Annotated in this window: 19 protein-coding genes; 8 read left to right on the forward strand and 11 right to left on the reverse strand. The window is 56.9% G+C overall.

The window, feature by feature from the left end; translation table 11 throughout:
* Positions 1 to 478: 478 nt before the first annotated feature.
* A complete protein-coding gene (locus RISK_RS24130) occupies positions 479 to 1,561 on the forward strand; it encodes a DNA glycosylase AlkZ-like family protein (RefSeq protein ID WP_047816897.1) in 1,083 nt (360 codons plus the stop codon).
* Here the strand turns inward: RISK_RS24130 and RISK_RS24135 are convergent.
* The 4 genes from RISK_RS24135 to der all read right to left on the reverse strand — a co-directional run bounded on the left by RISK_RS24135 (position 1,550) and on the right by der (position 7,226).
* Positions 1,550 to 2,590 carry a hypothetical protein gene (locus RISK_RS24135; protein WP_236696649.1) on the reverse strand — a complete coding sequence of 347 codons (1,041 nt, stop codon included), beginning with the start codon at positions 2,588 to 2,590 and terminating at the stop codon, positions 1,550 to 1,552. The genes RISK_RS24130 and RISK_RS24135 overlap by 12 nt on opposite strands.
* An 83-nt stretch (positions 2,591 to 2,673) precedes the next feature.
* The gene (locus RISK_RS24140; protein ID WP_047816899.1) at positions 2,674 to 4,773 is read right to left on the reverse strand and encodes an alpha/beta hydrolase; all 2,100 of its coding nucleotides are present in this window, start codon (positions 4,771 to 4,773) and stop codon (positions 2,674 to 2,676) included.
* Positions 4,774 to 4,957: 184 nt separating this feature from the next.
* Positions 4,958 to 5,419 carry an NINE protein gene (locus tag RISK_RS24145; RefSeq protein ID WP_063838449.1) on the reverse strand — a complete coding sequence of 154 codons (462 nt, stop codon included), beginning with the start codon at positions 5,417 to 5,419 and terminating at the stop codon, positions 4,958 to 4,960.
* Positions 5,420 to 5,861: 442 nt separating this feature from the next.
* A complete protein-coding gene (der, locus tag RISK_RS24150; protein WP_047816900.1) occupies positions 5,862 to 7,226 on the reverse strand; it encodes a ribosome biogenesis GTPase Der in 1,365 nt (454 codons plus the stop codon).
* Between the two features lie 90 nt (positions 7,227 to 7,316).
* Here der and RISK_RS24155 point away from each other — a divergent pair, with 90 nt between their 5' ends.
* Positions 7,317 to 8,291 carry a uracil-DNA glycosylase gene (locus tag RISK_RS24155; protein ID WP_047816901.1) on the forward strand — a complete coding sequence of 325 codons (975 nt, stop codon included), beginning with the start codon at positions 7,317 to 7,319 and terminating at the stop codon, positions 8,289 to 8,291.
* A 94-nt stretch (positions 8,292 to 8,385) separates the two neighbouring features.
* Here RISK_RS24155 and RISK_RS24160 read toward each other — a convergent pair whose 3' ends face one another.
* Together RISK_RS24160 and RISK_RS24165 are read right to left on the reverse strand one after the other, a co-directional pair.
* Entirely contained in the window at positions 8,386 to 8,919 is a 534-nt protein-coding gene (locus RISK_RS24160) for a hypothetical protein (protein WP_047816902.1), read from the reverse strand.
* Positions 8,920 to 8,934: 15 nt separating this feature from the next.
* Positions 8,935 to 9,117 carry a Flp family type IVb pilin gene (locus RISK_RS24165; RefSeq protein ID WP_102017663.1) on the reverse strand — a complete coding sequence of 61 codons (183 nt, stop codon included), beginning with the start codon at positions 9,115 to 9,117 and terminating at the stop codon, positions 8,935 to 8,937.
* A gap of 368 nt (positions 9,118 to 9,485) precedes the next feature.
* Between RISK_RS24165 and RISK_RS24170 the strand changes: the two genes are divergently transcribed.
* Positions 9,486 to 12,116, forward strand: coding sequence for a M1 family metallopeptidase (locus tag RISK_RS24170; RefSeq protein WP_047816903.1), 2,631 nt, complete (start codon positions 9,486 to 9,488; stop codon positions 12,114 to 12,116).
* 38 nt (positions 12,117 to 12,154) lie between these two features.
* Positions 12,155 to 12,736, forward strand: a complete 582-nt coding sequence (locus tag RISK_RS24175) for a DUF6702 family protein (RefSeq protein ID WP_236696650.1) — start codon at positions 12,155 to 12,157, stop codon at positions 12,734 to 12,736.
* A gap of 32 nt (positions 12,737 to 12,768) precedes the next feature.
* Here RISK_RS24175 and RISK_RS24180 read toward each other — a convergent pair whose 3' ends face one another.
* Positions 12,769 to 13,632, reverse strand: a complete 864-nt coding sequence (locus RISK_RS24180; protein ID WP_047816905.1) for a ParA family protein — start codon at positions 13,630 to 13,632, stop codon at positions 12,769 to 12,771.
* A 74-nt stretch (positions 13,633 to 13,706) separates the two neighbouring features.
* Positions 13,707 to 13,982, reverse strand: coding sequence for a hypothetical protein (locus RISK_RS24185; protein ID WP_047816906.1), 276 nt, complete (start codon positions 13,980 to 13,982; stop codon positions 13,707 to 13,709).
* Between the two features lie 375 nt (positions 13,983 to 14,357).
* Here RISK_RS24185 and RISK_RS24195 point away from each other — a divergent pair, with 375 nt between their 5' ends.
* The 4 genes from RISK_RS24195 (at position 14,358) to fliG (ending at position 20,541) form a co-directional block, all read left to right on the forward strand.
* Positions 14,358 to 15,236: a TIM barrel protein gene (locus tag RISK_RS24195; protein ID WP_236696651.1), complete on the forward strand. Its 879-nt coding sequence runs from the start codon at positions 14,358 to 14,360 to the stop codon at positions 15,234 to 15,236.
* A 58-nt stretch (positions 15,237 to 15,294) separates the two neighbouring features.
* A complete protein-coding gene (locus RISK_RS24200; protein WP_047816918.1) occupies positions 15,295 to 17,646 on the forward strand; it encodes an SANT/Myb-like DNA-binding domain-containing protein in 2,352 nt (783 codons plus the stop codon).
* Positions 17,647 to 17,707: 61 nt separating this feature from the next.
* Positions 17,708 to 19,354 (forward strand): Na+/H+ antiporter NhaC family protein, encoded by a 1,647-nt coding sequence (locus RISK_RS24205; RefSeq protein WP_047816908.1) that lies wholly within the window; start codon positions 17,708 to 17,710, stop codon positions 19,352 to 19,354.
* Positions 19,355 to 19,515: 161 nt separating this feature from the next.
* Entirely contained in the window at positions 19,516 to 20,541 is a 1,026-nt protein-coding gene (gene fliG, locus RISK_RS24210) for a flagellar motor switch protein FliG (protein WP_047816909.1), read from the forward strand.
* 566 nt (positions 20,542 to 21,107) lie between these two features.
* Here the strand turns inward: fliG and RISK_RS24215 are convergent.
* The 3 genes from RISK_RS24215 to RISK_RS24230 form a co-directional block, all read right to left on the reverse strand.
* A complete protein-coding gene (locus RISK_RS24215; protein ID WP_047816910.1) occupies positions 21,108 to 21,890 on the reverse strand; it encodes a tetratricopeptide repeat protein in 783 nt (260 codons plus the stop codon).
* Between the two features lie 76 nt (positions 21,891 to 21,966).
* Positions 21,967 to 22,725 (reverse strand): LssY C-terminal domain-containing protein, encoded by a 759-nt coding sequence (locus RISK_RS24220; protein ID WP_236696652.1) that lies wholly within the window; start codon positions 22,723 to 22,725, stop codon positions 21,967 to 21,969.
* A 1,465-nt stretch (positions 22,726 to 24,190) separates the two neighbouring features.
* Positions 24,191 to 25,267: a hypothetical protein gene (locus tag RISK_RS24230; RefSeq protein ID WP_047816913.1), complete on the reverse strand. Its 1,077-nt coding sequence runs from the start codon at positions 25,265 to 25,267 to the stop codon at positions 24,191 to 24,193.
* Positions 25,268 to 26,200 lie beyond the last annotated feature (933 nt).

Consider the following 26,200-nt stretch of genomic DNA (forward strand, 5'->3'; position numbering starts at 1 on the left):
CAGACGCCCGCCACCATTTATTTTTCGAACGTCCCAAGGGAGGGTGATCATAAACGCTTGGCAACACGGTACTTCAAAACTGCACGACCTCAAGTTGGGGGAGAGGTGACTGGTTGATGCGAGGCAGAAACTTGCGCACACCAGAAACGCTGCAACCCCAAAGATTGAACAGCCCGGCGCTAGCCCAATGCCATCTACTCTGTAGCGGAACGGCGCGAGCCGTCCGGTGACGCGCCGGAAAACACCCACGATTTACCGGACGGCTTGCGCCGTTCCGCTAACAAAATCCCCTTGGTTGGATCTAAAGTAAGTGCCATCCAGCGCTACCCACGGTTGCCGGAGATGAAACGGACGCAGCGGGTCGTCACTTCGCTGTGCGTGACGGACTTGGAAGTCCATCGTACGACTCAAGAACCCGCCAGGGCTGGTTCGAAGCCTGTGGCCAACCAACCCTCGAATCACTCGCACCCAACCAGCCATGCCGTCCTTGGACCAATTTCGCAAACGAGTGCTGACCGACAGCTTGTTTCCACCCTGTGGGCTGGCCGATGCAATGGAGCAGCTCGGATTCGTCCAAGCTGATCCGATTCGCTGTCCGGCGCGTGCCCAGGACTTGATCCTGCGTCAGCGTGTGAAGAACTACCGCGCCGGGGATCTCGAACGCTGTTATCCCGAGCTCGATTTGGAAGAGTGCTACCTGTTCGCCTACGGGTTCCTCTCCAAAGATCTTTGGGGAATCGTGCATCCCAAGACGGAAAAGGAATTGTCCGACGAACACCGCCAAACGCTCGAGGTGATTCGCCAGCACGGCCCCATGCACTCCAAGGACCTGGAATCGCATGTCGGTGGTGAACGAGTGCAAAACTACTGGGGCGGCTTTTCAAGGTCCGCAAAGATGACCATGGAAGCTCTGCACAACCGGGGTGCATTGCGAGTCGCGAGCCGAAACAACGGCATCCGCATCTACGACGCGGCCAAGGAGTTGGAACCAACCTTGTCGAACGAAGAACGCTTGCAGCAACTGATGCTCGCGGCGCTGCAGGCGATGGGCGCAACCACTCGTCGGTTCCTATTGAGTGAACTGTCGCATTTCAAATACTTGATCGAAAGCGTCGCGGATCGTCGCCAGTGTTTACAAGCTTTGATCGACGCCGGTCGAATTCGCGTCGACATCGTCGATGAGGTGGAATACCTGTCCCTGGATTTGGGGAGACGTGGACGCATGAAAGCAGACACCGTTCGAATCCTCGCCCCGTTCGATCCGATCGTGCGAGACAGAACCCGATTCGAACATTTGTGGAACTGGACCTATCGATTCGAAGCCTACACACCCAAGCCCAAACGCAAATTGGGTTACTACGCCATGCCGGTGCTCTGGCGAGATCAAATCGTCGGCTGGGCAAACGCGGCGGTGGACGCGGGCCGTTTGAAGGTGGACTTTGGCTACGCGGATCGTCGTCCGAAAGAACGAGTCTTCCGGCAAGCCGTGGAATCGGAAGTGAATCGACTGGCTGAGTTCCTGGGACTTGATGAAAGCGCTCAAGAAATTTCACATGGCTGACGCCTTGCGACGGCGTTGGTTCTTTTTTGCAACCAACGCGATCGCGATCAGCCCCGTCGCAAAAGCAAGCGTGGCTGCGAGCTTTCCGACAAAGGAGATTGGAACAACCTCCGCTTCGGAAACGTCGCCATCGACTTGAAACTTCCGTGCCGGTGAGTCGAGGTACTTCTTCTCAAACTCCGCATCCACATCCAATCCGGTCGCGATCCATGCCGTCTCGTCTTCCGCGATGCGGTGAAACAACTCGTCGCCCTGTTTGATCTCGTTGAGCAGTTGCTCCTCCACCTGATTCAGTTCGACCTCCTTCTGCATCGCAATTGCAACGAAAGCCTTGTGACGGTAAGCCGCGACGGCCTCTGGAGCATCCACTTCCATGGATGCTCTCAAATAGGCTCGAGTGGCCAACTGCTTTGAGTCTTCATCGCTGTCATCTGCAAGCAGCAGATCGCCAAGTGCCTCCAGCAACACGGGTGAATCATGATTGCCAAAACGCATCATGCCCATCACCCCTTTGGCAGCCGCTTGAATCTCCTCCGAAATCGGCAATTGCTTGGAAGGACGCCGCTTCTCAATCAAGTACTCCACCAGAAGCTGCTGATAGATTTCACGACCAAAGTGGGCGTCCGGGTTGATCGCAATGGCCTTCCGAATGTGCTCCCGGCCTTCTTCCAGTTGCCCGGAATGGATGTAGAACGTTCCCAAATTGGCTTCTGATTCGTAGCGTCCCTGTTCCGGCCATCGTTCGATCTTTTCGAGGATTGTCTCGATCGCCTTGTCGTGATCGCCCAGTTTGTCATGGGCAACCGCGATGTCGTCCAGATCGGTGGGAAGCAATTGATCGGTGGGCTTGGCCCTCCGGTCGGAGATTCGCCATTCGTAGTAAGCGTCCGAATGGCGAACGAAGTACCCAGCCATCAATTCATGAGCCCCCGGGAACACTCGTCGTTCCATCGCGAGTGTGTCCTGGTCCCACAGACAAGCGGACAAGTGACGCGGAAAGAATGCTGAGAAGACAGCAACAAGTAGCATGAATTTTCGCATTGGATTGGCTCCTGATACGACTCAGCCTACACGATCCGCCATCACTCCATTCAGCTCAGTTCGCCCAATCTTCAAGGTTGTCCCCAGACAACGTCAGAAAGAAGCGGTTGTGATTCCGCTTGTTTCCGCCACTCGGCCTCGGTGCTGCCACTGATCAAGACCTCGGAAACACATCCGGTGGCCATCATGACGATCTGTGGCAGGTCAACAATTCGGCTGACGTTGAGCAAATCGGGTGAATGGCGATTTGAGGCGGGCAAATCAGTCAGTTGAAGCTTGGCAATGGAGTCCGACCACAGCGAAGCATGCAGAGCGATGAACGCCGCGTCGCCGCTTCCACTCAGGTTCCAAGGACCGGCCACTGCCAACTTGTTCTCGTCCTGGTTCAGGGCCTTCAACGCGCTGACCACATCGTAAATCTGCATTCCTGCCGCCGTTTGTCCCAGCAACATGAACCGGCGACGAATGTGAGTCCGATCACGTTCATCGCGTGACCACTCTGTTGGCCCCACACCGCGTGGAACCACCAAGATGGTCGGGCGGCCGGACGCCGTCATTTGTTTCCAGGCTTCCGCGTCAGGTTGAATGTCAGCGAAACGCTCGGGTGCCACCACCGCCAATCCAGAGGAGGCTCGTTCCCAGCCCGATTGGTCCAACACGATCACATCCAAGGGTACATCCGCACCGGATGGCTCTGACAGCGGAGTGTCTGCTGCCTCGGTTGGACGCAAGACAATCAATGGCAAACGATACGGTGACTGACTGGCATATTCCGCAAAAGTGACTTCGGCCTCATCTCGTTGAACTTGTGAGACCACCTCCAGTTCCGGCGCGGCAGCCACGTCGGGCCAACCAGCAAACGTCTTGGTTCGCAGCTGATCCTTCCAATCCTTGGTGGCGGCGGCTAACTCGGCCGGCGTCTTCGGTGCGTCCTCCATCGATGCTTTCGGAACGAAGGATTCGTGAATCGTTGTCACGCGTTCGTCACCGGGTAGTTCAGCGAACACTTTCAATTGCTTTGGTTCAAACAGCTTCGTCGCCACCTTCTCGATCAGCGATTCATCGCCACGAAGATGACGATTCAGCCAACGAAACGCGTGAATCCGTAGTTCCTGAGTGTCTTGGTGCGGCCCCGACGTGATTTGCAATCCGAGGTTCTTCTCCGCTCCGTAAAGCTCGTAGATCTTTCGGACTTTAGCGTGCAGATCGACCACGCCGTTGAGTGGGAAGATGGAGTCGCTGTCGGTGTTGGAAATCAACAACGGACGAGGGGCCACCAAGGCCGCAACCATCGGGAAGTCCCAGCGATACGTATTGACCATGTACATGCAATCGCAATGACCACTGACGCAGCCGTCCACCACGTGGTTTTCAAGGGTGGTGATTCCAGCGACCGGAACCGCCGCTTGAATGCGTTCGTCGATCGCAGCCAACCACCACGAGTAAGCCCCGCCGCCACTGCGTCCCGTCACACCGATCCGCTTCGGATCGACTTCGGGACGAGACTGCAGCAAGTCCACCGCACGCATGCTGTTCCATGCCTCCACGCCAGCTGGTGTGTAGCCACGATTGTTCCACCACCACATTTTTTCACGGTAGGTCCCGTGGTGAATGCCTTCGATCTCGCCAAGCTGAATTGTGTCGATGACCAAACACACATAGCCATTGCGAGCGAACCAGGCACCGTGGTGTTGGTAGTGAACTTTGTTGCCGTAGCTGATGCCGTCTTCGACCACGCGGCCATGGCCACACACGTACAACACCGCCGGCAACGGCTCATCGACTTCCGCAGGGCGATACAAATTCGCGGTGACGTACAGACCCGGCATCGACTGAAAGTGCAGTTTTTCAACGATCACATCGTCCTTGCGATTTTCGCCCGTCACGGTGGTGTGCAGTTCACTCCGAGCCGGCAACGGGTTCAACCCAAGCATGTCCAGCAACTGCTGTCGATAAATTTCGCGACGGCTCGTCCAATCCTCCAGCGTTTCAATGTCGGCCAGAGATTGCTCACTCAGTTGCTGGGTTTGTTGTTCGAAGTACTCCGCTACCAATTGATCGCCATCGGACGATTCCCCTGCGGGAGGCTCCGCCGCGAAGCAGCCTGAGCCAAGGAGGCAGTTCAACAAAAGGCAGAAGGTCGACAGAGCAACCAAAGCGGGCCGGCGCATGAGTGAATCTCAATCGCGAAAGAGGTGGGGAGTGGGGCAGGTGGGGAGCGACGAGTTGGCTCGATTCTGGGAACCAAGCGATCGCTTCGCCTCATTGTAGATGGTTTGATCCCGCCAGTGGTTTGCCCACGCAAGGTGCCGTCACTTCACGGTTCACCCGCGGTCCACCAACGTCCCGCACCCGTCAATTCGTGTACGCCGCCTGGCGATTGTACTGGTCGACTTGTTCGTTCAGCGTCCAAAGGTCATACAGCCATCCCACGCCAAACAACCCACCGGTCAGAAGATAAATGACTCCGGTGAACCACTTTTCGAGGTAGAAGCGATGGATCCCAAACAGCCCCAGGAACGTCAGCAGGATCCACGCAATCGTGTAGTCCACTGGCCCCGTGGTGAAACGCATTTGAGCCCGACGATCCATTCCGGGAATCAAAAACAAATCGACCAACCAACCGATCCCAGCCAGTCCAAGCGTGAAGAACCAAATGGTGCCCGTGATTTGTTTCCCGTAGTAGAAACGGTGTGCACCAAAGAAACCGAAGATCCAAACGATGTACCCGATCACAATCGAATGGGTTTCGGGCGGAGGCAGGTAGCCTTGGGCGAGTGGCTCGGATGGCTGGGCGGGTTGATGGGGTGTCGACATGGCACTTTGCTGCAGTGGAACGCGTAGCATCGCACAGAATCTGCGATGGTGGGGGCTTTTGCCCAAGACCGCTGAATCAAGGAGTGTAGCAGGCTCACTCCGTGTGCCGTCCGCTTCCAATCCCGGGATTTCAGTGAAGAGGTGGACGGCACATGGGATTGTGCCTGCTGCCGATTGAGCAGCATTGGACTTTGGTCCTTCTAAGCAGGTCGGCAGGAGTCTTTCGGCATTTGAAATATCGTGGCAAGCGTGGATGTTTCCACGTACAACCGGGGCGAACGCCCAAACGGCTCACATGGTGATGCCCGATCATTCCTGCCGACCTGCTTAGGCACCTTTGCCGGCGGCATCTGGCGCCAGTTTCAGCGGCAGTGATCGCGACTGGCATTCCACCCGTTGTGTGAGAACCGCTGGGGCAACGGTTTCAATTTTGCAGTGTGATTTACGAATCGAATGACCGGCCTTGTCCAGCGCGTTCCGCTTTGGCTTCGGATCGGCTGCGTTGTTGCAGGTACAGCTTGATCGGAACTTCACCAAACGGCAGGTGGTCACGCATCCAAGCAATCAGATACCGTTGGTAATCGTGGGTGAAGGCTTTGGGGTCGGTGCACATCACCACCACCGTGGGCGGCTCGGTCGAAACCTGAGTGGCGTAGAAAATTTTTGGACGACGGCCTTGGTACATCGCCGGTGGATGCTGGTCGATCGCGGCGCGAAGGATCCGGTTGAGCTCCCCCGTGGACACTCGACTTTGAGCCTGCTTATAAAGCATCGCGGCGTGGTTCATCACCGCTTTGACGTTGCGTCCAGTTTGCCCGGTGATGAAGGCGATCGGAGCGTAGGACAACGTGGTGAATTGGTGACGCAGGTATTTGACCCAACGTTCCGTGGGCACTTCTTTGTCGACCTTGTCCCACTTGTTGACCACGAAGAGCACCGGTTTGTGGTGCTCCATGATGTAGCCGACCAGCTGCTTGTCGACCTTGCTGACTTTTTCCAAGGCATCAAAGAACATCAGCACCACGTCTGCCCGACGGACGCTGCGCTGTGCCCGGTGGCTACCGTAAAAATCCAAGTCCGTACGAATCGATTTGCGTTTGCGAAGCCCCGGTGTGTCGATGGCCAGGAACGTCTGCCCGTCGACTTCGAATCGCACGTCGACACTGTCTCGGGTTGTCCCAGCGACTTCGCTGACAATCATCCGATCGGATTCCGCCAGTGTGTTGACGAAGGTGCTCTTGCCAACGTTGCGACGCCCCACGATCGCCACCTTCATGGAGGACTGCGGAGCAACCAAGTCCTCGTCTTTCTCAGGCAGCCGATCCACGATGACTTGGATCAGATCATCACGGTGTCGATTCTGAGTCGTGCTGACGGTGATCAGGTGCCCGCGTCCGAGCTTTCGAAATTCATCGGCGTGAATGTCTTGGTGCTCTTGGTCCGCTTTGTTGGCAACCAGGATCACGGGTCGCTCCACTCCCCGCAGACGCTCGACGACTTCTTCATCCAGCGGCATCAATCCGGTTTGAACGTCGACGACCAGCAGGATCACGTCCGCCGAGGCGATCGCCATGTCAATTTGCCGGCGCACATCGCTGGTCAGATCGTCGGCGTCTTCGACCCCCATTCCGCCTGTGTCGACCAGTTCAAAAAACTGATCGTCAGACTCGATCAAGGTGGTCATTCGATCCCGCGTCACGCCTTCGAAGTTATCAACGATTGCGAGACGTCGGCGTGCGAGCCAATTGAACACACTGCTCTTGCCGACATTGGGACGACCGACGATGGCGACTTGAGGGACTGGCATGACAAAAATCGAACAGAGGGTAAAAGGAACGACGAATCGGTGGTAACCTGCCAATGGTAAGCTGCGTCGAGCATTTCAAGAATCCCTTCCTTGCTCGAACTTCCCCGCAATGACCGTTTTTTTGACGCGAAATCGCTTCCTCGGTTGCTCATGACCTCCCTAGAAAACGACCTCGATCCCGGCGAAACGCACGAAGCCACGGGAGAACTGCTGGCTCACCTGCAACGGGTCGGCATCCGATTCATCCCCCAACCGAATGCGGAATCGGTCGAATCGTGGCAATCACGCTGGCAACAGACGATTGTCACGCCAACCGAAGCGGGTCCGCCGACCCAAGGCACGCAGCCCACCCCCCGACCAGGGAGCAGCACGACAGCGGCTGATCCATCGACGATCGCCGCGGATGTCAAAACCCCGCCCCGAGCCCCGCAACATCGCTTGCAACCCGTCGAGTCATTCTCGGTCTCTGACGATCCCTACCCCGGGAAGAACCTGCCGATTGCTGACCGCGAAACGGAGCTGGCCAATCTGGCGTCGGTCGTCGCGGGTTGCACCAAGTGCGATATGTTGGCCAAGTGCCGAACTCAAACGGTCTTTGGCGAAGGCAATTCGGCCGCCCGGTTTGCGTTCCTGGGAGAAGCCCCCGGTGCAGACGAGGATCGACTCGGGCGTCCGTTCATTGGGCGTGCGGGGCAGTTGCTCGACAAAATGGTCCAAGCCTGCAAACTTCAACGAGAAGACATCTACTTGCTCAACACGGTCAAATGCCGACCGCCTGAAAACAGAAATCCAGAACCCACCGAACTCGACAATTGTCGCTCGTACTATGAGCAACAGCTTCAGATTTTGCGACCTGAATACATCGTGTGCCTCGGTGCAATCAGCGCTCATTCGTTGCTGAAGACCAAACTGTCCGTCGGTCGACTTCGACAACAGTTCCATCAGTACCACGAAAGCAAGGTGCTGGTGATCTATCACCCCGCCTACTTGTTGAGAAACCCAGAGGCCAAGAAGGCGGCCTGGGCTGACCTTCAGCTGCTGATGCGGGACGCAGGTTTGGCGTGAAATCGACGGCAATGTCGTCGCGGCGACGGGCGAGCGGTGTTGCTCGCGTATTCCGTCACGTGCAGTCCGTCGACAGAAATTCAGTCACACCGGTTCAGCTGACCGGAATGGCTGCTTCCTCTTCCGGCGTGGCTTCCATCCAACTGTCGTCCTCTTCGTCGATGTCCTCGTCTTCTGCGGCTCCGGCTTCTTCCCCCAGCTTGGCTCGCAACTCCAGCACTTCCTCACGGATGGTGTTGAACTGCATTGCCATTGCTGACCAATGGTCATCGTTGCGGAAGGAAATGTTGCGTCCTTCTTTGCCGTCGATCAAGTTTTGCATCTCGCGACGCATGCTGAAGATCGGTCCGGCAAATCGGTTGCTGACCTTCAAGACGTCGTAGATCATCAGCGGTCCGAGCACCAACAATCCAGGAACCCAATAGATGGCCTCGTCAGTGAGCGACAGGAACAAATCCGCTGTCGCGACACCCGGGTGAATCATCGACTGAGTGAAGAACTGAATCACCACGAAGTACGTCACACACGCGGTCCCATAGAGAACGGCGCGCAAAATCAACGCCACCTGGACATCACTGTCAATCAGCAATTGCTGCCGGAGTGGACGGGTGGGGCGTTTGGCTTTCATGGGAGCAAATCCAATTCAATTGGCAATGGCGTCTGACGAATTGCTCAAGCTATTGCTTGTCTCGGCCACCAAGACGCTGATGCCGGCTGCGGCAGTCACAATGATCAGTGACAGCATCACGGCGTACTCAACGGCAGTTGGGCCATCTTCTTCGAGCAGAAATCGCTTGATCGATCGCAAGAAGGGTCGCTGGGACATGGAACGGGTTTCATTCGGTTGTGAATCAATGTGGCAGGATCACGCTCCTACTCTGACGAAAACCTAGCCCGGCTTTGCCAGATGGGCGGGGCTTATCGAATGGGATTGTCGCCGAACCGTGAATTCGTGCCGGTCATTCGGTCTGTAACGTTTGAATCGTTTTCTCTCGAACGGAAGCACCGTGGGAGCCCCTCAAAGGAGGAATCCATGGGACTTGACATCCCAGCAATACAAATCTGCAGAGAAAATGAACTCCCTAACCAGATTGAACCTGGCACGGGGACAAATCGTGATTGCAGACGAAGTATCCTGTAGAAACACCAGTTTGATCCCAGTTTGGTAACTCACCGCCTCAGGTCTTCATTGTGATGCGATTTCGATCGATCCTGCCTTCATCTCTTGCTGCCCCCATGTCGAATTCAGGTCTCTCGTCCGTGATGGTCTGCCTGACCGTCGGATTGGCATGGATATTGACCACGTTCGCTTGCAACCCTGCCTCCGCACAACCGCTGCCCAATCCCAAGCATGGTGACCCGACGGACAAGTTCCACCCGCTGGAACCCTGGTTGCCGACACCCAACGTTTACCGCACGGCATCCGGGGCGCCGGGACCTCAGTACTGGCAACAACGCGCTGATTACGCCATCGACATCGCGTTGGACGACGAAAATCAATCGCTCAGCGGCACCTGCGAAATCACCTACCACAACCAATCCCCCGACACGCTGGATTACCTGTGGGTGCAACTGGATCAAAACCGATTCAAAAACGATTCCGTCGCAATCACCAGTCAAGCGGCCCCCGGAATCAGCTCTCAGGCGACCTTCAAGTTCGTCGAAACCATGCTCGCTCAACAAGCGTTTGATGGAGGCTACAAGATCAGCTCCGTGACCGATGCCAAGGGCGATGCAATTGACCACCTGATCGTCGACACGATGATGCGAGTGGACCTGGACGCACCACTTCCACCGGGCAAATCAACTCAACTGAACATTGAATACAGCTACAACATTGTCGATGCGAAAATGATTCGCGCTCGGGGCGGCTACGAGTTCTTCGAAGACGACAAAAACTACATCTACGAAGTCGCTCAGTGGTTCCCTCGGATGGCGGCCTACACCGACTACACCGGCTGGCAACACCACCAATTCTTAGGCTCCGGTGAATTCACCTTGGAACTGGGCGACTATGACGTTCGGATCGATGTTCCCGCCGACATGGTGGTCGCATCAACGGGAACCCTGAAGAACACCAACGAAGTCCTGAAACCTGAATGGAAGACTCGTTTGGCCAAGATGAAAAAGGGCGAGGACCCGGAATTCATCATCACCCCCGAAGAAGCGAAGGAAAACGAAAAATCGAAGTCCAAAGAACGTGCGACTTGGAACTTCACCGCCAAAAATGTTCGCGACTTTGCCTTCGCTGCCAGCCGTAAATTCATCTGGGATGCGATGCCGGTCAAAGTGGGCGACCAAACCGTGTTGGCCATGTCGTACTATCCCAACGAAGCCGAACCGCTGTGGAGCCAGTACAGCACTGAATCCATCGCTCACACGTTGGAAGTCTACGGACGCTATTCGTTTGAGTATCCCTACGAGGTCGCGATCAGCGTCAACGGGCCGGTCTACGGAATGGAATACCCCATGATCTGCTTCAACGGCCCACGCCCGGAAAAGGACGGCACGTACAGCAAAGCCACCAAGTATGGGTTGATCAGTGTCATCATCCACGAAGTTGGCCACAACTTCTTCCCGATGATCGTCAACAGCGACGAACGCCAGTGGACGTGGATGGACGAAGGGCTCAACACGTTCCTGCAATACCTGACCGAGCAAGAATGGGAAGACAACTACCCCTCGCGACGTGGCCCGCCCGAAAAGATCGTTCCCTACATGCGAGGCAGCAACCAACGGCCGATCATGACCAGCAGCGACGAGATCCTGCAATTTGGTTCCAACGCCTATGGCAAGCCTGCCACCGCACTGAACATCCTGCGGGAAACGGTGCTGGGACGCGAACGGTTTGACTATGCGTTCTCGCAGTACGCGAAACGTTGGAAGTTCAAACGCCCCACACCCAGTGACTTTTTCCGCACGATCGAAGACGCCTCCGGGACCGACCTGGATTGGTTTTGGCGAGGTTGGTTCTACAGCACCGATCACGTGGACGTCTCCATCGAAGGCGTCGAACTGTATCTGATCGACAGTGGCGATCCAGACGAAACCGCCGAACGCAAACGCAAGCAGAAGGACGCTCGCGAGGACAACGTGACCGATGAACGCAACCAAGCTCTGCCACTTCGACGACGAATCGATTGGCGTCCCGGATTGAAAGACTTCTACAACGCGGCGGACTACGACGAAGACAAAGTCGAAGAAAATGATCGCAAGAACTACCAAAAGTTCCTCGACAAACTGAGCGACGAACAACGTGCCATGCTTCGTCGGACCACTCGGTTCTACGTCATTCAGTTTGCCAACCAAGGTGGACTGGTGATGCCGGTTCCATTGCGCATTCACTACGCCGACAACACGTCCGAGGACGTTCAACTGCCACCTGAAATCTGGCGTGTGAACAGTCAGACCGTGAAACGGTTGTTCCTGACCGAAAAGGAAATCGTTCGTCTGGAAATCGATCCCAAACGAGAGATCGCCGACACGGATGGCAGCAACAACCACTGGCCACCAAAGTTGGAACCAAGCCGCTTCAAGCTCTACCAATCCGGAAAATCCAGCAATCCAATGCGGAAGGCTGCTGAAAAGGAAAAGGCCGAGCAGAAAAAGAAAGCGGAGCAGGAAAAGAAAGAGTCCGATCCCAAAGCAGATGACTCCAACAAACCCGCGGCCAAGCCGGATGCAGACAAGTCCGCCGAGTCCAAAAGTAAAAAGCCCGAGGACAAAAAGCCCGAGGACAAGAAACCGGCCGACAAAAAGCCTGAAGGCAAGGAACCGGTCGAAAAGAAGCCTGAAGACAAGTCTTCAGAGGCCTCTGAAGAATGATCGCCCTGGTCACTTGCAGCTGGATTCTTCTGGGCGGGATGCTATTGCATCCCACCCAGGAAACGCTGTGTGAACTTCAATGGAACCCGGACACCGAGCGAATCGAAATTGCGTTTCGTTTGACCCTCGGGGACGAAGAACGTTTGCTGAAAGAAGCGGAGTCAACGCTTACAAAACTGCGAGCGAAACAAGCGGACTCCGATTCAAACTCCGAGGTGGATCCTCTCTCCGTCGCGGACGGCAAGTCGGCGATCCAGTTGAAATCTCAGCAACTGGCATTCGGCCGCCACATGACATTCGCCAATGACGACGCGTGCCTGCCGGCACCGACCGTCGCCAATGCCGCGAAATATCGCTGGGTGGGACGCCGAGAAGAAGGCATCCACGTGTGGTGGTTCGCGGAGTACTCGGTTGCGTCCACGGACGCCTCCGAAATCAAACCGCCCAGCCACGTGCGGTGTGATTTGTTCGTCGACAGGGCCCGAAACACTGCTCATCCCAGTGGACACGGTCCGCACGATGCGTTTCAAAACACCTTCGTGATTCTGGGGCACCCCGTTCCGGTCTCCGCCGTGATCACACCGCGGGACCCGGTCGCAGAACTACAATGGCCGGACTGATTTCGCCGGACTGATTCCTCCGGCCGCCCAGCTTAGGCTGCCATGCGAGCGTTTTGCGTCACTGCACTTCGACGCTGAGCGTTCGAGTGCTTGCCAGCGTGGGACGCTTCCTGAGCCAGCACTTCTTCAGCGAGCGATTGATAATCGATCGCTCCATTGCTTTCGCTGGAGTAGTCAAAGATCGATTGCCCAAAGCTGGGAGCTTCCGCCAATCGAATGTTGCGGCGAATCCGAGTGTCAAAGAACTTGGCTCCCGAGAAGAACTCGCGTCCGTCCTTGGAAGCAGCGAAGAACTCATCGATGTCAGTGCTGACTTCGGCGGCCAAACGCGTGTTCGCGTCGTACATGCACAACACCACTCCGCTGAGCCGCAGTTTGTTGTTCATCCGTCGCGAAACGACTTCGATTGTTCGCAACAGCTTGGACAAACCGTGCAACGCCAAAAAGTGTGGTTGCAGTGGCAAGAAGACTTCCTCGACCGCGACCAACGCGTTGAGCGTCAGCACACCCAGACTCGGAGGGCAGTCCAAGACCAAGTAGTCGAAGTCTTCCTCATCGTCCGCCAGTTTGTCGCTCAAAATCATTTCGCGACCGACTTCACCCGCCAACTCCATTTCAGCGGCAGCCAAGTCCAGGTTGGACGGGACCACAAACAGGTTTTCACCGACTTGTTGGCGTGCTTCAGAAAGCGAAACATCGCTGCACAAAACTTCGTACATCGAGGGAACACTTCCATCGATGGCAGTGATTCCAAGGTGCAACGACGCGTGAGCTTGTGGATCCAAATCCATCACGCAGACGCGACGACCGGATCGAGCGAGAGCGGCGGCCAAATTGACGCTGCTGGTCGTTTTGCCCACACCACCTTTTTGATTGATGACAGCGATTGATCGCATGATGGCAATGCTCCTGAGTTACAAGTGGTTAAGGGCGTGCGTTGAGAGGGATCCGATCCAAATCGGGCAACCGATCAAGCGGTCCGCAGATCGTTGCTGAGATCTTGGTATGCCAAAAGAACGTCATACAAATCCGAGTCGATTCGCACCACATCATCTGCGAAATCCATCAGCCAAGTTCGGTTGCTCTGGCCCGCTTCGATCAACAATCGAGCCACTTGAGCCAGCGGAAGCGAAACAGTTTTGGGCGTTTCCAATCCCGCCATGCGATCCAGTTCCATCTCGCGACGAGCTTGTTTCAGGTCGGTGGAATCCGATTTCGATTGATGACGGGCAGTGAGGGATGTCACAGAGAGTCATTCCATTGACGAGTGTTTTCGGTTGGCATGGCCGCGAAGATTGGCAACCCGTGGACCAGGATGTAACAAGCCGAGCGGGTTCGACGCCAGGGCGTCGCGTGAAAGAAGTATCGACTGTGCCGACTGGGCAACTTGAGGGAATTTTGCGGGCAATGAATTCCGCTTGAATCGGATCCCAAAAAGCGGCCAAAATCTTCTTGGTCTCGCACGACCATCGGCGTCCACCGGCGTTTTCGGGACAGATTCCTGGCGGCAAGGTGTTCCAGCTCGGACGACCTGTTGAATGCCCCCCTCCGAAGCGATCATGATAGATGCCCCAGACGCCACGCCCTTTCGTCGCCACGCCCCCTTCCCAGAGGCCTACCAATGCCAATCTCAAATCCACCTCCGGTATCCGGGCAGCCCAGCGTGTCCAATCGGCCCGCTCAAACACAACTTGCCACCGAATCCACCCAGCCAAACGAAACCGTGACCGGACTGAAACAATCGATCATGGGCTGGTGTTTCAAACCCATGCCCGTGATGACGTTGGCCACCGAAGCCAAGAAAATCGGCTACACCGCTCTGGAAGGTGTCGGCGCAGAACACTACCCCGCGATCAAGGAACTGGGACTCGACATTTCGTTGGTCGGCAGTCACGGCTTCCAAAAAGGCCCCCTGGATCCCGCCAATCACCCAGCCGTCGAACGAGCACTCCGGACTGGAATCGATTTGGCAGTGGAGTACGGTTCGCCCTCGGTCATCACGTTCACTGGAATGAAAACCCCCGGGATCACCGAGGAAGCCGCCTTTCGAAACTGTGTCGCCTGTTGGAAGCGGGTGACTCCCTACGCGGAGCAGCACGGCATCCAAATCGTCCTGGAACATCTCAACAGCGTCGATGACTCCCATCCCATGAAAGGGCACCCGGGATACTGGGGCGACGACATCCATCGGTGCGTGGACCTGATCCGTGCCGTCGATTCGCCAGCCATGAAATTGCTGTTTGACATCTACCACGTGCAAATCATGCACGGTGACGTGACCCGTCATATCCGCCGTTATCACGAATTTGCGGGGCATTATCACACCGCCGGCAATCCGGGCCGCGGAGAGCTGGATTTTAACCAAGAAATCAACTATCCACCTATCATCCGGGCCATTCGAGAGACCGGCTATACTGGATACCTCGCCCAAGAATTCATTCCCATCAACCCGGATCCGATCGCCTCCCTTCGCCAAGCATTCACGTTGTGTAACGTCTGATTTCTTGGACCCCCGCCACCGAACGTTGGCACCTGAACTTCGGTTCGCATTTTCGAACATGTCCGAAAAAAACCACCCCAATCACCGACCGATCGACGCTTCGATCGACGACGCGAATCCGAATTCGGATCGTGATGCGGCGGAGGGGAATGCGTTGACGCGGCCAGGTTTGCCAACCGCCGAGTCCGACGATTCGAGTGACGAACGGGCAGGCGATTCTGGCGATTCGATCTTTGACCAAATTCGTCATTGCCATCCGAATCCCCAAGCGGCGACCGAACTGCTCGATGACCTGCATTTCGCCACCTTGGGTTTGCGAACCAACGAAAGCCGCCTGCACATCATCCGAACCGCCACCAAACGCAGCGCTGGTGCGCTCGCGTCGGTTCAGGTCAGCAAGCCTTCGACGATCAATGAATGCCACTTGGCCCGTGTGATCACGTCCGCCTATCGAGTGATGGATCCGCGGTATCGGATCGACCGGCATCAACAAGTCCAACTGGGGCGGATCCTCCCGTTCGAACTGGAAAGTGTTTCCTGCAAGTCGTTTTCGCAAGAAACGTTCTTCGCGACGACCGGCCAAGACTCATCGCTTCCAAACAATGTTCTGATCCCCCACCCTCCCGCGGCCTTGCCCACCACCCCGCGTGGTCAATTGATTGACCTGGCCATTGAGGCCAGCGATCCACAGAAGATTGCCGAAGCGACAACGCCGCCGACCAATTGGGTTCAAACGGTCGAACAATCCCTGCTGGACGACCTGCCGCCTCGAAACGAAGGCGAACAGGTTCTCGAAGAGATGCGTGCTCATCGAGGACGTTTGAAACGCTGGATGTCGGAGGTCCGCACACTGATTGGGCTCTCCGTGCTTTGCCTTGCTGCGACGTTCTACTTGGCCTACTGGCTCGGCGCTCGCCAGGCGAACCAATCGTCCACCGCCATCAATCCCACAGATCGGATTGCGAGTGTCGAAGCGGACGCACCCGCGTCCCTGACGCCTGAGTTGCCCGCGGCGGAATCGCAACTCAACAATGGGGCCTTCACCCCGGAAATTGCCCCCGCCCCAACCTCCGTGGCGATGACTCCCAGTGGCCCAGCCGTGGCAGAACTCGCAGCGGAGTCCGGAAACGAATCATCCACCACCCAATCCAATGTTCCCCTGCCGGATCCCCAACCGGCCAAGGTGGAATCCGACATCGTGGCCAGCGTCGATGTGGCCGCCCTCGTCGAGACGGATCCAGCAGCCCCCGGCACTGAAACATCGGAGGCTTCCATGGAAATGTCCCCCGTGTCGGATGCCCCGGACTCCGACGCTCTCGCTTCCAGCTCAACCACCGACACTTCCCCTGAGATCAAGTCACCGTCGCCCGTGGAATCACGGCCCCCGAGTGAAGTTGTTCCCCCACGTCGCGAACCACGCTGGACTGACGCGCAGATCAGCGAAGCGACGCAGGAACTGTGGGACGAGACCGAACGAGCCTCACGACGTTTCCAGTTGACGGAAGCCGCTGGACTGATCGACCAGTGGGAACTGATCGCGGAACTGGCCGGCACGGGATCGCTTGAACACCTCGCTGCGATGCACCTCAGCTTGCGAGCCAGTTGGCTGGCTGAGCCGTTTGAAACGACATGCCAACGTGCCCAGGACTTGGCCGCGTTGACCGCCGCGGTGACGGGATCAGCAACGCCAGAACCATCCGATTCGGCTACGGACACTCCGTTCACTTGGTCCGAACCAATGGTCCGCCAGTTGATCGAGAGCTGGCGTGCCTGTCGCTTGACCATTTCCACCACCGAACACCTCAATCATCTGCTGTTGCGTTCCAATGAACTGTTGGACCAATTGATATTGAACAATCAAAATCAATGGTGCTCTTCGTTTGGATTCGACGCGGAACGACTGATCGCCTTCACGACCGATGAACAGTCCCGGACGGAACTGGAAGACTTGCTGGCATCCGTCAAAACGCTACCGACGGGCGCCGAACTGGAACGCATGCAGCAATCCGACGCATCGGCCGGCGTGCTGGGACGAACACTGTGCCTGCATCTTCGCCGCTGGGACAAAGGCGTGCCGTTGATGTGCAACGCTTCCGATTCGCGTCTGGCATCGGTTTCAAAAGCCGAAATGCAGTGGCGAGAAGCAAACAATCAGCCCGCAGCAGAAGACGTCAACCAAACGCGAGCCGAACTGGGGGTTCGATGGTCAAAGATTGCCAGCCACTACGGTGGTCGAGACGCGGCCTCCATCCGATTGCATGCCTTGGAATTGCTCGAAGGACTGGAAGCGTATGCGGATCAACGCGCTGAGATCCTTGACTTGCTCCCGCGTTACATGACCGCCAGCCTGTCCAAAGCGTCTGCAACCCAAAGTCTGTCCGCTCCGGTTCGCTTGTCGCGGTTGCGATAGCCGCCCCCCTCAACGAACCCCTTTCGCTCAGACGCCTCGCAGCCCATCGACGGAGACCGCTATGACCGACGGCATCGAATCCCTGTTGCCGCCCGCCGTCGCGATCATCCTGGCGTTGATCACCCGTCGTGTCCTGGTGCCGTTGTCGATCGGCATCCTGGTCGGCGCCGCAACCTTGGCCTCGCAAGAATCCAGCGGCCCGCTCAGCGTTCTCACGGGGACCGCTTCTCGCTTCATTCAAACGATTGACCAATCGGTCCGTGACTGGGATCACCTGCACGTCTTGGCGTTCACGCTGTTACTCGGAGCCATGGTTGGTGTGCTCGAATCCTCCGGCAGCATGGCTCGGATGATCTCCGGTTGGACTCGCCGCGTCTCCACCCGTCGCGGTGGACAATCCCTGATCGGGTTCACTGGGCTGCTGATCTTCTTCGACGACTACGCCAACACTTTGTTGGTGGGCGGAACGATGAGAACCACCGCCGATCGCTATGGAATCTCCCGGGCCAAGCTGGCCTACCTGGTTGATTCCACCGCCGCCCCCGTCGCGGGACTGACGCTCGTGAGCACTTGGGTTGCAACCGAACTGAGCTACTTGCAAGAAGGACTCGCTGACGCCGGCATCGAAGCCACCAACATGACGTTCTCCGTGTTTCTGCAGAGCCTTCCCTATCGCTTCTACCCGTTGTTGGCATTGTGGTTTGTGTTTGTCATCGCCACCTCGGGCCGCGACTTTGGCCCCATGTGGGCCGAAGAAAACGCAGCCGCCCAAAAGCCCAGGTCACACCACAAACAATCGCCCGCCGGATCCTGGGCCGACATTTTCGCGGCTGTCATGCCCGTCGGGATCTGCCTGATCGTGATCAGCGGCGTGCTCGTCACCACCGGGCTGCAGGAACCAGCCGAATCCGAAATGTCTCGGTGGCAATACTTCGGTCACGTGATCGGTTCCGGCAATTCCTACCTCGCATTGGTCGCCGGAGGAGGCGCAGGCTTGATCGCAGCGGGCACGCTTGCGATCGCTCTCAGTGGAGTCTCCTGGGAATTGGTCATCATGGGATCTGCGAAAGGCATGCTCCAGATGCTGCCTGCCATGGCAGTGCTGTGGCTGGCGTGGGCGTTGTCTTCGCTGACCGGCGAAGACCAACTGAACACCGGTGGGTACCTCGCCTCGATCCTGAACGAACGTCTTCCCGTTGAATGGTTGCCGACCTGTGTTTTTCTGCTCGCGGCATTCATCGCGTTCGCAACCGGAACCAGCTGGGGGACGATGGCGATCCTGACGCCCCTCGCTGTCGCCTTGTCAATCAATCTTCAACAGTCACTGCTGGCGTCGGAAACACTGCTGGCCGCGTCTGACATGGGCTTGTCGGGCGGATCCCCCTCCGGCACAGCCGCCTCATTGGCGATGTCACCCATTTGCTTGGCTACCTTCAGCAGTGTTCTCGCTGGTGCAATCTTTGGCGACCATTGCTCCCCGTTGTCTGACACGACGGTGCTGTCCAGTCGCGCGTGTGACTGCAATCACGTGCTTCACGTTCGCACACAAATGCCTTACGCCTTGGTCGTTGGCGTCACTTGCATTCTCTTCGGAACCCTGCCCGCATCCTGGGGCGTCTCCCCATGGATCAGCTTGCTGATCTCGGCCGCCGTGCTTTGGGTGATCGTTCGAATGCTCGGCAAACACCCCCAATCGGCATCCACCTAGCCGAGTTTGCGGGTTCTGTCACCTATTCCGATTCAAAATGAAGTCGAAGCCATCCAGGGCTTCCTTCGATTGAGCTGCCATCCTGAATTGCCGATGAAAGAGGAGTGAAGTCCCCGTCGTTCGTCACACCAATCAGTTTGCGTGGCAGGTTTCCAATCGAAATGCAAAACTCTGTGACCACCAATCCTGTCGACGATCGCGGACTGACCAAAGCAGCCATCTTGCTGATGAGCCTGCCCACGAAGGTCGCAGCCAAGGTTCTGGGACAATTGCCGCCGCGATTGATCGAAACGATCAGCATCAAAATCGCTCAGATTGACTCGGTCGGTGGCGACGAACAAGAAGTGGTGATCGCCGAGTTCTTGACCAGCAAAGCGAGCTCCATCTACGCCAGCCCCGGCGGCTTGGAACGCGCCAAGGAACTGATCAAAGAAGCCCTGGGCCGCGATGCCAGCGAACTGATCGGCAATCTGCAACAAACGATCGAGGCGATGCCTTTCGGCTTCGTCAAAAAAGTCGACACGCAAACGTTGCTGCAGTTCATTGGAGAGGAACACCCCCAAACGATTGCCCTGCTGCTCTCGCACGTCCCCTCTTCCTACGCCGCCGAAGTGTTGGGCGGACTCGACAGCGTGAAACAGCTCGAGGTGATCCGCCGAATCGCCGCCATCGGAAGAACCAGCCCCACGGCGGTCTCCGAACTGGAACGGGGCCTGGAGCTGCGGCTCAGCAACATGGTCAACCAGCAACACAGCAACACCGGTGGTGTGGAAAGCGTTGCCGAAATCCTCAACGTGGTCGAACGTGCCATCGAGCGGACAATCATGGAATCCCTGGGGCGCGAGGATCCAGAATTGTCAGAAGACATTCGGCGCCTGATGTTTGTCTTCGAAGACATCTCCAAACTCGGCGACCGCGATATCCAAGCGTTGCTCAAGAATGTCGAAACCGCGCAGTGGGCGATGGCACTCAAGGGTGCCAGCGAAACGCTCCAGCAAAAGGTCCTGCGAAACATGAGTTCGCGAGCCGCCGAGAACCTGCAAGAAGAAATGGGGTACCTGGGCAGCGTGCGGATCAGCGAAGTCGAATCGGTTCAACAAAAGATCGTCGACATCGTCCGCCACCTCGAAGACACGGGCGAAATCTCACGCCCGACCGGCGAAGCCGAAGAAGAATACGTGACCTGAGTTCTCACGCTCTCACGCACGAAAGGCTCCCCCAACACCACGCCTTTCATCGCCGCCAACCGCTTTGACTTGATCCCAAACGGTTGCATTGCCCCGAGACACCGCTGCCCTGTCAGAAAAAACCGGTTCAGCTCACCAATTCGATTGAAGCATTTGACCGGTGCGATCCGATACTCCTTGTACCATGGATTGGGAGGGTGGAACGATCGGTGCCATATCGTTCCAGCAATGATAGGGCCATGGTGAGGCAGGGAGGGCTTCACCATGGCCCTTCCCTTGCGCTGACACCTTCCGGTGCGATTGGCAACCGCCAGTTTCCCGAGGGGAAGCAGGGCACTTCTAGCCTTCTGATCGCAGTGCTGTGCGCGGATCTCAACGCGAAAAGCATCGTCCAAACATGGTTCGCGAGATCGCTTGGCCTGTTCGGATCGACATCTTCAATCGGCGGTCTCTCAACTCTCGACAAGACGGTCCGACGCGGGCCAACTTGAGAGACCTCACCGCAGGAACGGCAACGGCTGGCTGACTCATGGCGTCAGTCAATTCGCACGGCCCAGACGCGGAGCTCAGGTCTTTTGCTTGGGGGCCTCTGATCGAAAAGGCTTCTCAGCTCGGTAGAGGCTCAGTCGAGAACGAAACTCTTTGGTCAACTTTTCATCGGTGGACAGCCGGATTGCCTGCTCTTGATATTTGACAGCCTCATCAAACTTCCCCACCTCGGCGTAGGCAGCTGCAAGTGTGTCGAGTTGGTCTGCCTGCTTCCAGTGGCTCAGCTGATTGGCTCTCTTTGCGTCCTCGATCGCTTTCGGTCCATCCCGGAATGCGCCAATTGGGGAGGTCGCCAGGATCCATGCCCGACCACTGTACGCTGCTGCAAGTTCTGGGGCGATCAAAATCGCTTCGTTGTAGTCCGCCAAGGCTCTCTCGTTGTCGCCCTGTTCCACTAACAGCGTGCCTCGGTTGACATAGGCCGACGCACTTCCGGGATCGATCGCGATTGCTTTGTCGTAGTCTGCCAAGGCCTTCTCGAGCTCGCCCTTGAGTCGCCACAGATTCCCCCTGCTGAAGTGTGCGTCCCCATCCTTCGGCTCGAGGGCAATGGCTTCGTTGAGATCCGCCAAGGCTCGGTCGTGATCTCCCCGAGCGGTCAACACAAAGCTTCGGCACTTGAACGCAAACGCGTTGTTGGGACTCAGAGCAATGGCAGCGGTGAACTCAACAATCGCCTTGTCCAGCTCACCTTGATTGTAGAATTCCACCCCCTGATTGCATCGTTCCTTCGCGGCATCCGCTTGCCCGAAAGCCGCGGTGCCAATCAGACAGGCGACTAGCACCAAAACAAAACGCATCGACGTTCTCTTTTTTAAGAGGGATCAAACACTGGACGACCTCACACATCTGTCCCGACCGTTCCTCCGTCCTTCCTCAATCTTGAGCGGTCGCGACGGGTTCCATTGTCGCTCGAATCACCCCGCGGTAAAGATCGCCATCCGTTTGCCAGGGATCCCCGCCTCCGTTTCGACCGGAGCGTTGTAGATGGAATCCACGCACGATGAACTTCGATTCAAGTTGCCCCGTTTTCTCCAAGCACTCGAACAGGTAGTCCCGCTCGGTATCAACATCCGCGGCGGTGACGTGAGTGATTTGCCCCGTCGTTCGGCTGAGGCCCACGTGCTCGTCATAGACGGCCGACCCGATCCATTGGGGGCGTCCATCGTCGCTCAACTCGTTGCTCTTCCAAAAACGCACGTGATGTCGATGCCGTGGGCTATCGCCAACCGGTTGCTCAAAAGCAAAGTCTTCCTTGCGTCCATCGAGATACAAACTGCTGACCGGCGCCGCATCATCGGGCCTGGAGAGAACCGTGTCGGCCGCAATCTTGAGGTCGCTCTTGATTCCCAAGGCGGACGCCGCGTACCAGCCCGCAGCGTTCATGATCGATTCAAGTTGCAGCTCGGTGCCGATCAACTCCACGTTCAGCGGATCACCTGGGTGATGATCCCCCGTTTCCGTGATCCGCGGCACGTCATCCAACGCAGGATCCACCCGCGCGACACTCTGCCAGACAAGAGGGGCGACCAGGTACGCCAAAATGCCCCAAATCAATCCCAGGCCAATGAGCAAGTGAATGACTCGGCGGCGGCGAGACAGAGACGACTGAGCCGGAACAGATTCTTCGTTCAATTTCGATGTCTTCCAATGCGATGGGCAAAAAGAGGTTCCGCGTGACACGTGATCAGCGTTGGGCGATTGACCGTCCACTTCACAAGTCCAACTCCGTGGCAAGGCCCGTCAGGTGCCAGCCACATTCCGAATCGTCACCAACGGTCTCGGGGAGGACGCCTGAGACCACTCGATGACGAACGACTTGCAAGCAAACGAGAAAACCGGAAACCCGTTCGCCCGTGCATGTCATTGTTCAGCCTCTTCCGGCGGCGTCAACTCGAGCGCCATTGCCCAATCGCGGTTTTGCCGCGTCCGGATCTCGACGGGACGACCAGGCTCGCAAAGCGAGGGAAGCCCGAACTGGTCGAGGAGCCCCAAACGGAAAATGCAGTTTGCAAAACATTTGTCGGTCTTCGGATTCAATTTTACATCAATGTCGAACGGGGCAAGTCCGTCGCTTCCGATCCAAGTGACGCCGGCCAAGTGGTAGCTGTCACGTGATTGCTGATCGATTTTCAGTTCGATTACCCCATCGGACCACCAATTCGTGAGACTTCCCGTCCGCTCATAGCGAAGACATTCGCCTATGAACCATTCGAGCAGCAACGCGATCTCTTGCTCGCACGTCCGCCCACCGGTCGCGATCGCACTTGGGTCATCGCTCCAGCGTCTCAGGCATTTGGCAAGGCGTGTTTCGATCGGAAGCTCATCGTCGGGAGTAAAGCAGTCGCTAGCGCAGAGATTGTACTCCAGGTGTCAGATCAGTGGACATCACGGGGAAGGGGCAAACGACTTGCAACCAGACGAGAAAACGCGACTCACGTCCTCCGTGGCATCACATGGTTCGTCCGATCCTTTCATCTGTTGACTTGGGGGCAAGGCGACAGTCCGCCACTCCGTTGAAACCGAAGGTTCCCCTCCGTCTCGACGATTTCGGATGCGACATCCACTCGGCAATTGGACGAGGAAGCACATCATTGCAGTTGGGACAACGCATCCCCGGTTCAAAGTTGTCGATCAGTGTACCAACTGTTGAGAAGCAGTCGCGAGCCAGAGCGTCGAGATCGCGAGCTGATACCTTTCTGTGTACGCTTCAACGACTGACTTCGACCAATCGGTCTTATACAGCCGCTGCAACACTCGATACCGGGCCTGTGGCTAGCAGTTACCCAGGCGGGAGTCACACCCGCTAGTCAATCAGACCTTCCAGTCCGCACGTTCACGGCTTCGTTATCCGCTTACCACGCTCAGGTCAGGAGATTGATCGCGATTCGGAATGCACGGCGAAACCTGCGAAACCTGGGGCCACCCACAAACTTTAGCAGCGGCAGTGACCCGCTGTTGCCACAGGAGGACACCTCGGATGCTCATGAGCAACGAATTGCGAGCTTGCACACGAAAGAACCTCGGTATTGGCCGGCAGCGCGCAGCCGTCAACTCAGACGGAATTCTGGGGCAATCGTCGGCTTGGAAAACGGCTGGATCAGTCCGATGACAATCCAAGCGGGTTTTGGTGGGCGCAAAGCCAATGCTGGCCACACCGTATTGCCTCTTTCGCGAGGCTCTCAGGAGTTCCCGCTGCACGCTTGAAGACTCGCCCAAACTTGCACACGACATCGCACCAGCCCGTCGCATCCAAGCCGATTCGGCTCAAGATCGGAGACAAGTGTTCCGGGATCACTCCCACCTTCCCGTCTCGCAACTGCCGGCCAGTCCAGTCGAGCAATTCCAAATACTGAGCCATTGAAACGCTTAAGAATCCCTTGGAGCTCGCCCTGCGACCAGAGCTCTCCAGGCACGGCCCCACCGGATCATCCTGTTCGTTGATCTCAATCGGGCTCATCCAACCACTCTTACGACGCCGCCGACTGCGTTCCCAGTCGTGAGTGTTGGGCCGAGTGCGATCTTCCCGCTCCGCCAGGTCGTCGATCCGATCCTTCGCTCCGGTGTAATCACTGGTTTCCGGCGTTTCAGCGATGGCGGCGCGGATCGGATTGAGGTCCACGTACGCCGCACAAGCCAGCAAACTCGCCTCATCAAGAAGATTTTGCAGCTTGTATCTGCCCTCCCAAAATCGGCCGGTGCACTCATCCTCACGGTTGGCTCGCCGAGCAATATTCTCCGCCGTGCACCGCATCCACCAACTGACATCGGATAGCCGCTGGCGCCGCTCGGCCAGCACCTCAGGTTGATTGACGATCATGTCAATCTCTGGCTTGGACGGAATCTCCGGTGAACCGTCAGGCTTGCGACGATGGGGAAACAAACGCAACCAACGACGGGCAACTTCTTCGTCCGTCCAAGCCGCCACCACGTCGGGACGGCTACGCAGCACGATGTGCAAATGATTGCTGAGCACCGTGTAGGTCAAACAATCGATTCCAAAGACACTTGCGAGGAACTCCAGTCGATCACGAATCCACTGCCGCCGATGTTCAAACGATTGCCCCGTGAACGGGTCATCGCCGCACAAGAATGCTCGTCGGACGCACCGCTGAACAGCATGAAAGACTTGGATTTCTGCGGGATCAGCAACTTCGTAACGAGGTTTGCGAGCCATGAGGTGTCTCCAGCCAGGGGAAGCAATGCAGCAATCCTACGCACGACACCGCAACAGGCAAGTCAAAAAGTGGGTGGCCCCTTCTCACAGTCCCAGCCGATTCTCGGTGTCTCCAGCCAACATGCAGATGGCCGTAAAACTTGATCCCAGGGTTTTCAAAGCACAGCTTGAAGTGATCAGGTAAATTGCTTACTTCCGCAGATTCATCCGCAGCAAGCAACTTAGCGGTAAGGCGGCTATGCTCGATCTCTCGTTTCGCCAGGTCTTCTACCATGCGTTTTCTAGAGTCCACTACCGGCATTTCCTTCGGGATCGGCCGCATCATTGGTTTCCACCCTACCTCTAAATCGTGTATCGCATCGCCACCCAAGTTTCGCACCGAAAGTGAGCTGCCACCAAGGCCAGGGAAGGCCGACCGATCAACGATGAGATTGCATTCTGCTTCGACGATATGAGGGTCACCTAAACGGCTTTTCTGAGATTCCTCGAAGGCTGACTCAGCTAGTGAGACCGCCCTATCAATTCTGCTCTCAACTTCGTGTGTCGACGCCCTGTCAGATGCAACAGTGTAAAAACTGAGGGCAAGGGCGATCCACGCGGGTGCATGTGGCAGCGTCCTGCGAACTAGGCTCTTTTCGGGTGGCGAGTTTGCTTCAGGGTTCATTTGTGGTCCGGTGTAAAAACGAATTACTTGCGTCCATTATTGATAGGCCCAAACGGACCAGCGAAGAGGCGCAGGAAATCGCATTTTCAGTCGGATAACGGCAGGGTTTTGCGGGCGGCGGCGAACGACTTGCAAGCAAACAGAAAAGCGTGCCACCGCCGCTCCGTAACAACCCATGGTTCAAGTAAGCCGCTAGCGCGGCGGTTTCGGTTTGGTGGTGGAACGGGCGCGTGACGGATTGTTGGAAGCAACCTTTCAGGAGGAGCTGT

Source organism: Rhodopirellula islandica (assembly GCF_001027925.1).
GTDB classification, from domain to species: Bacteria; Planctomycetota; Planctomycetia; order Pirellulales; family Pirellulaceae; genus Rhodopirellula; species Rhodopirellula islandica.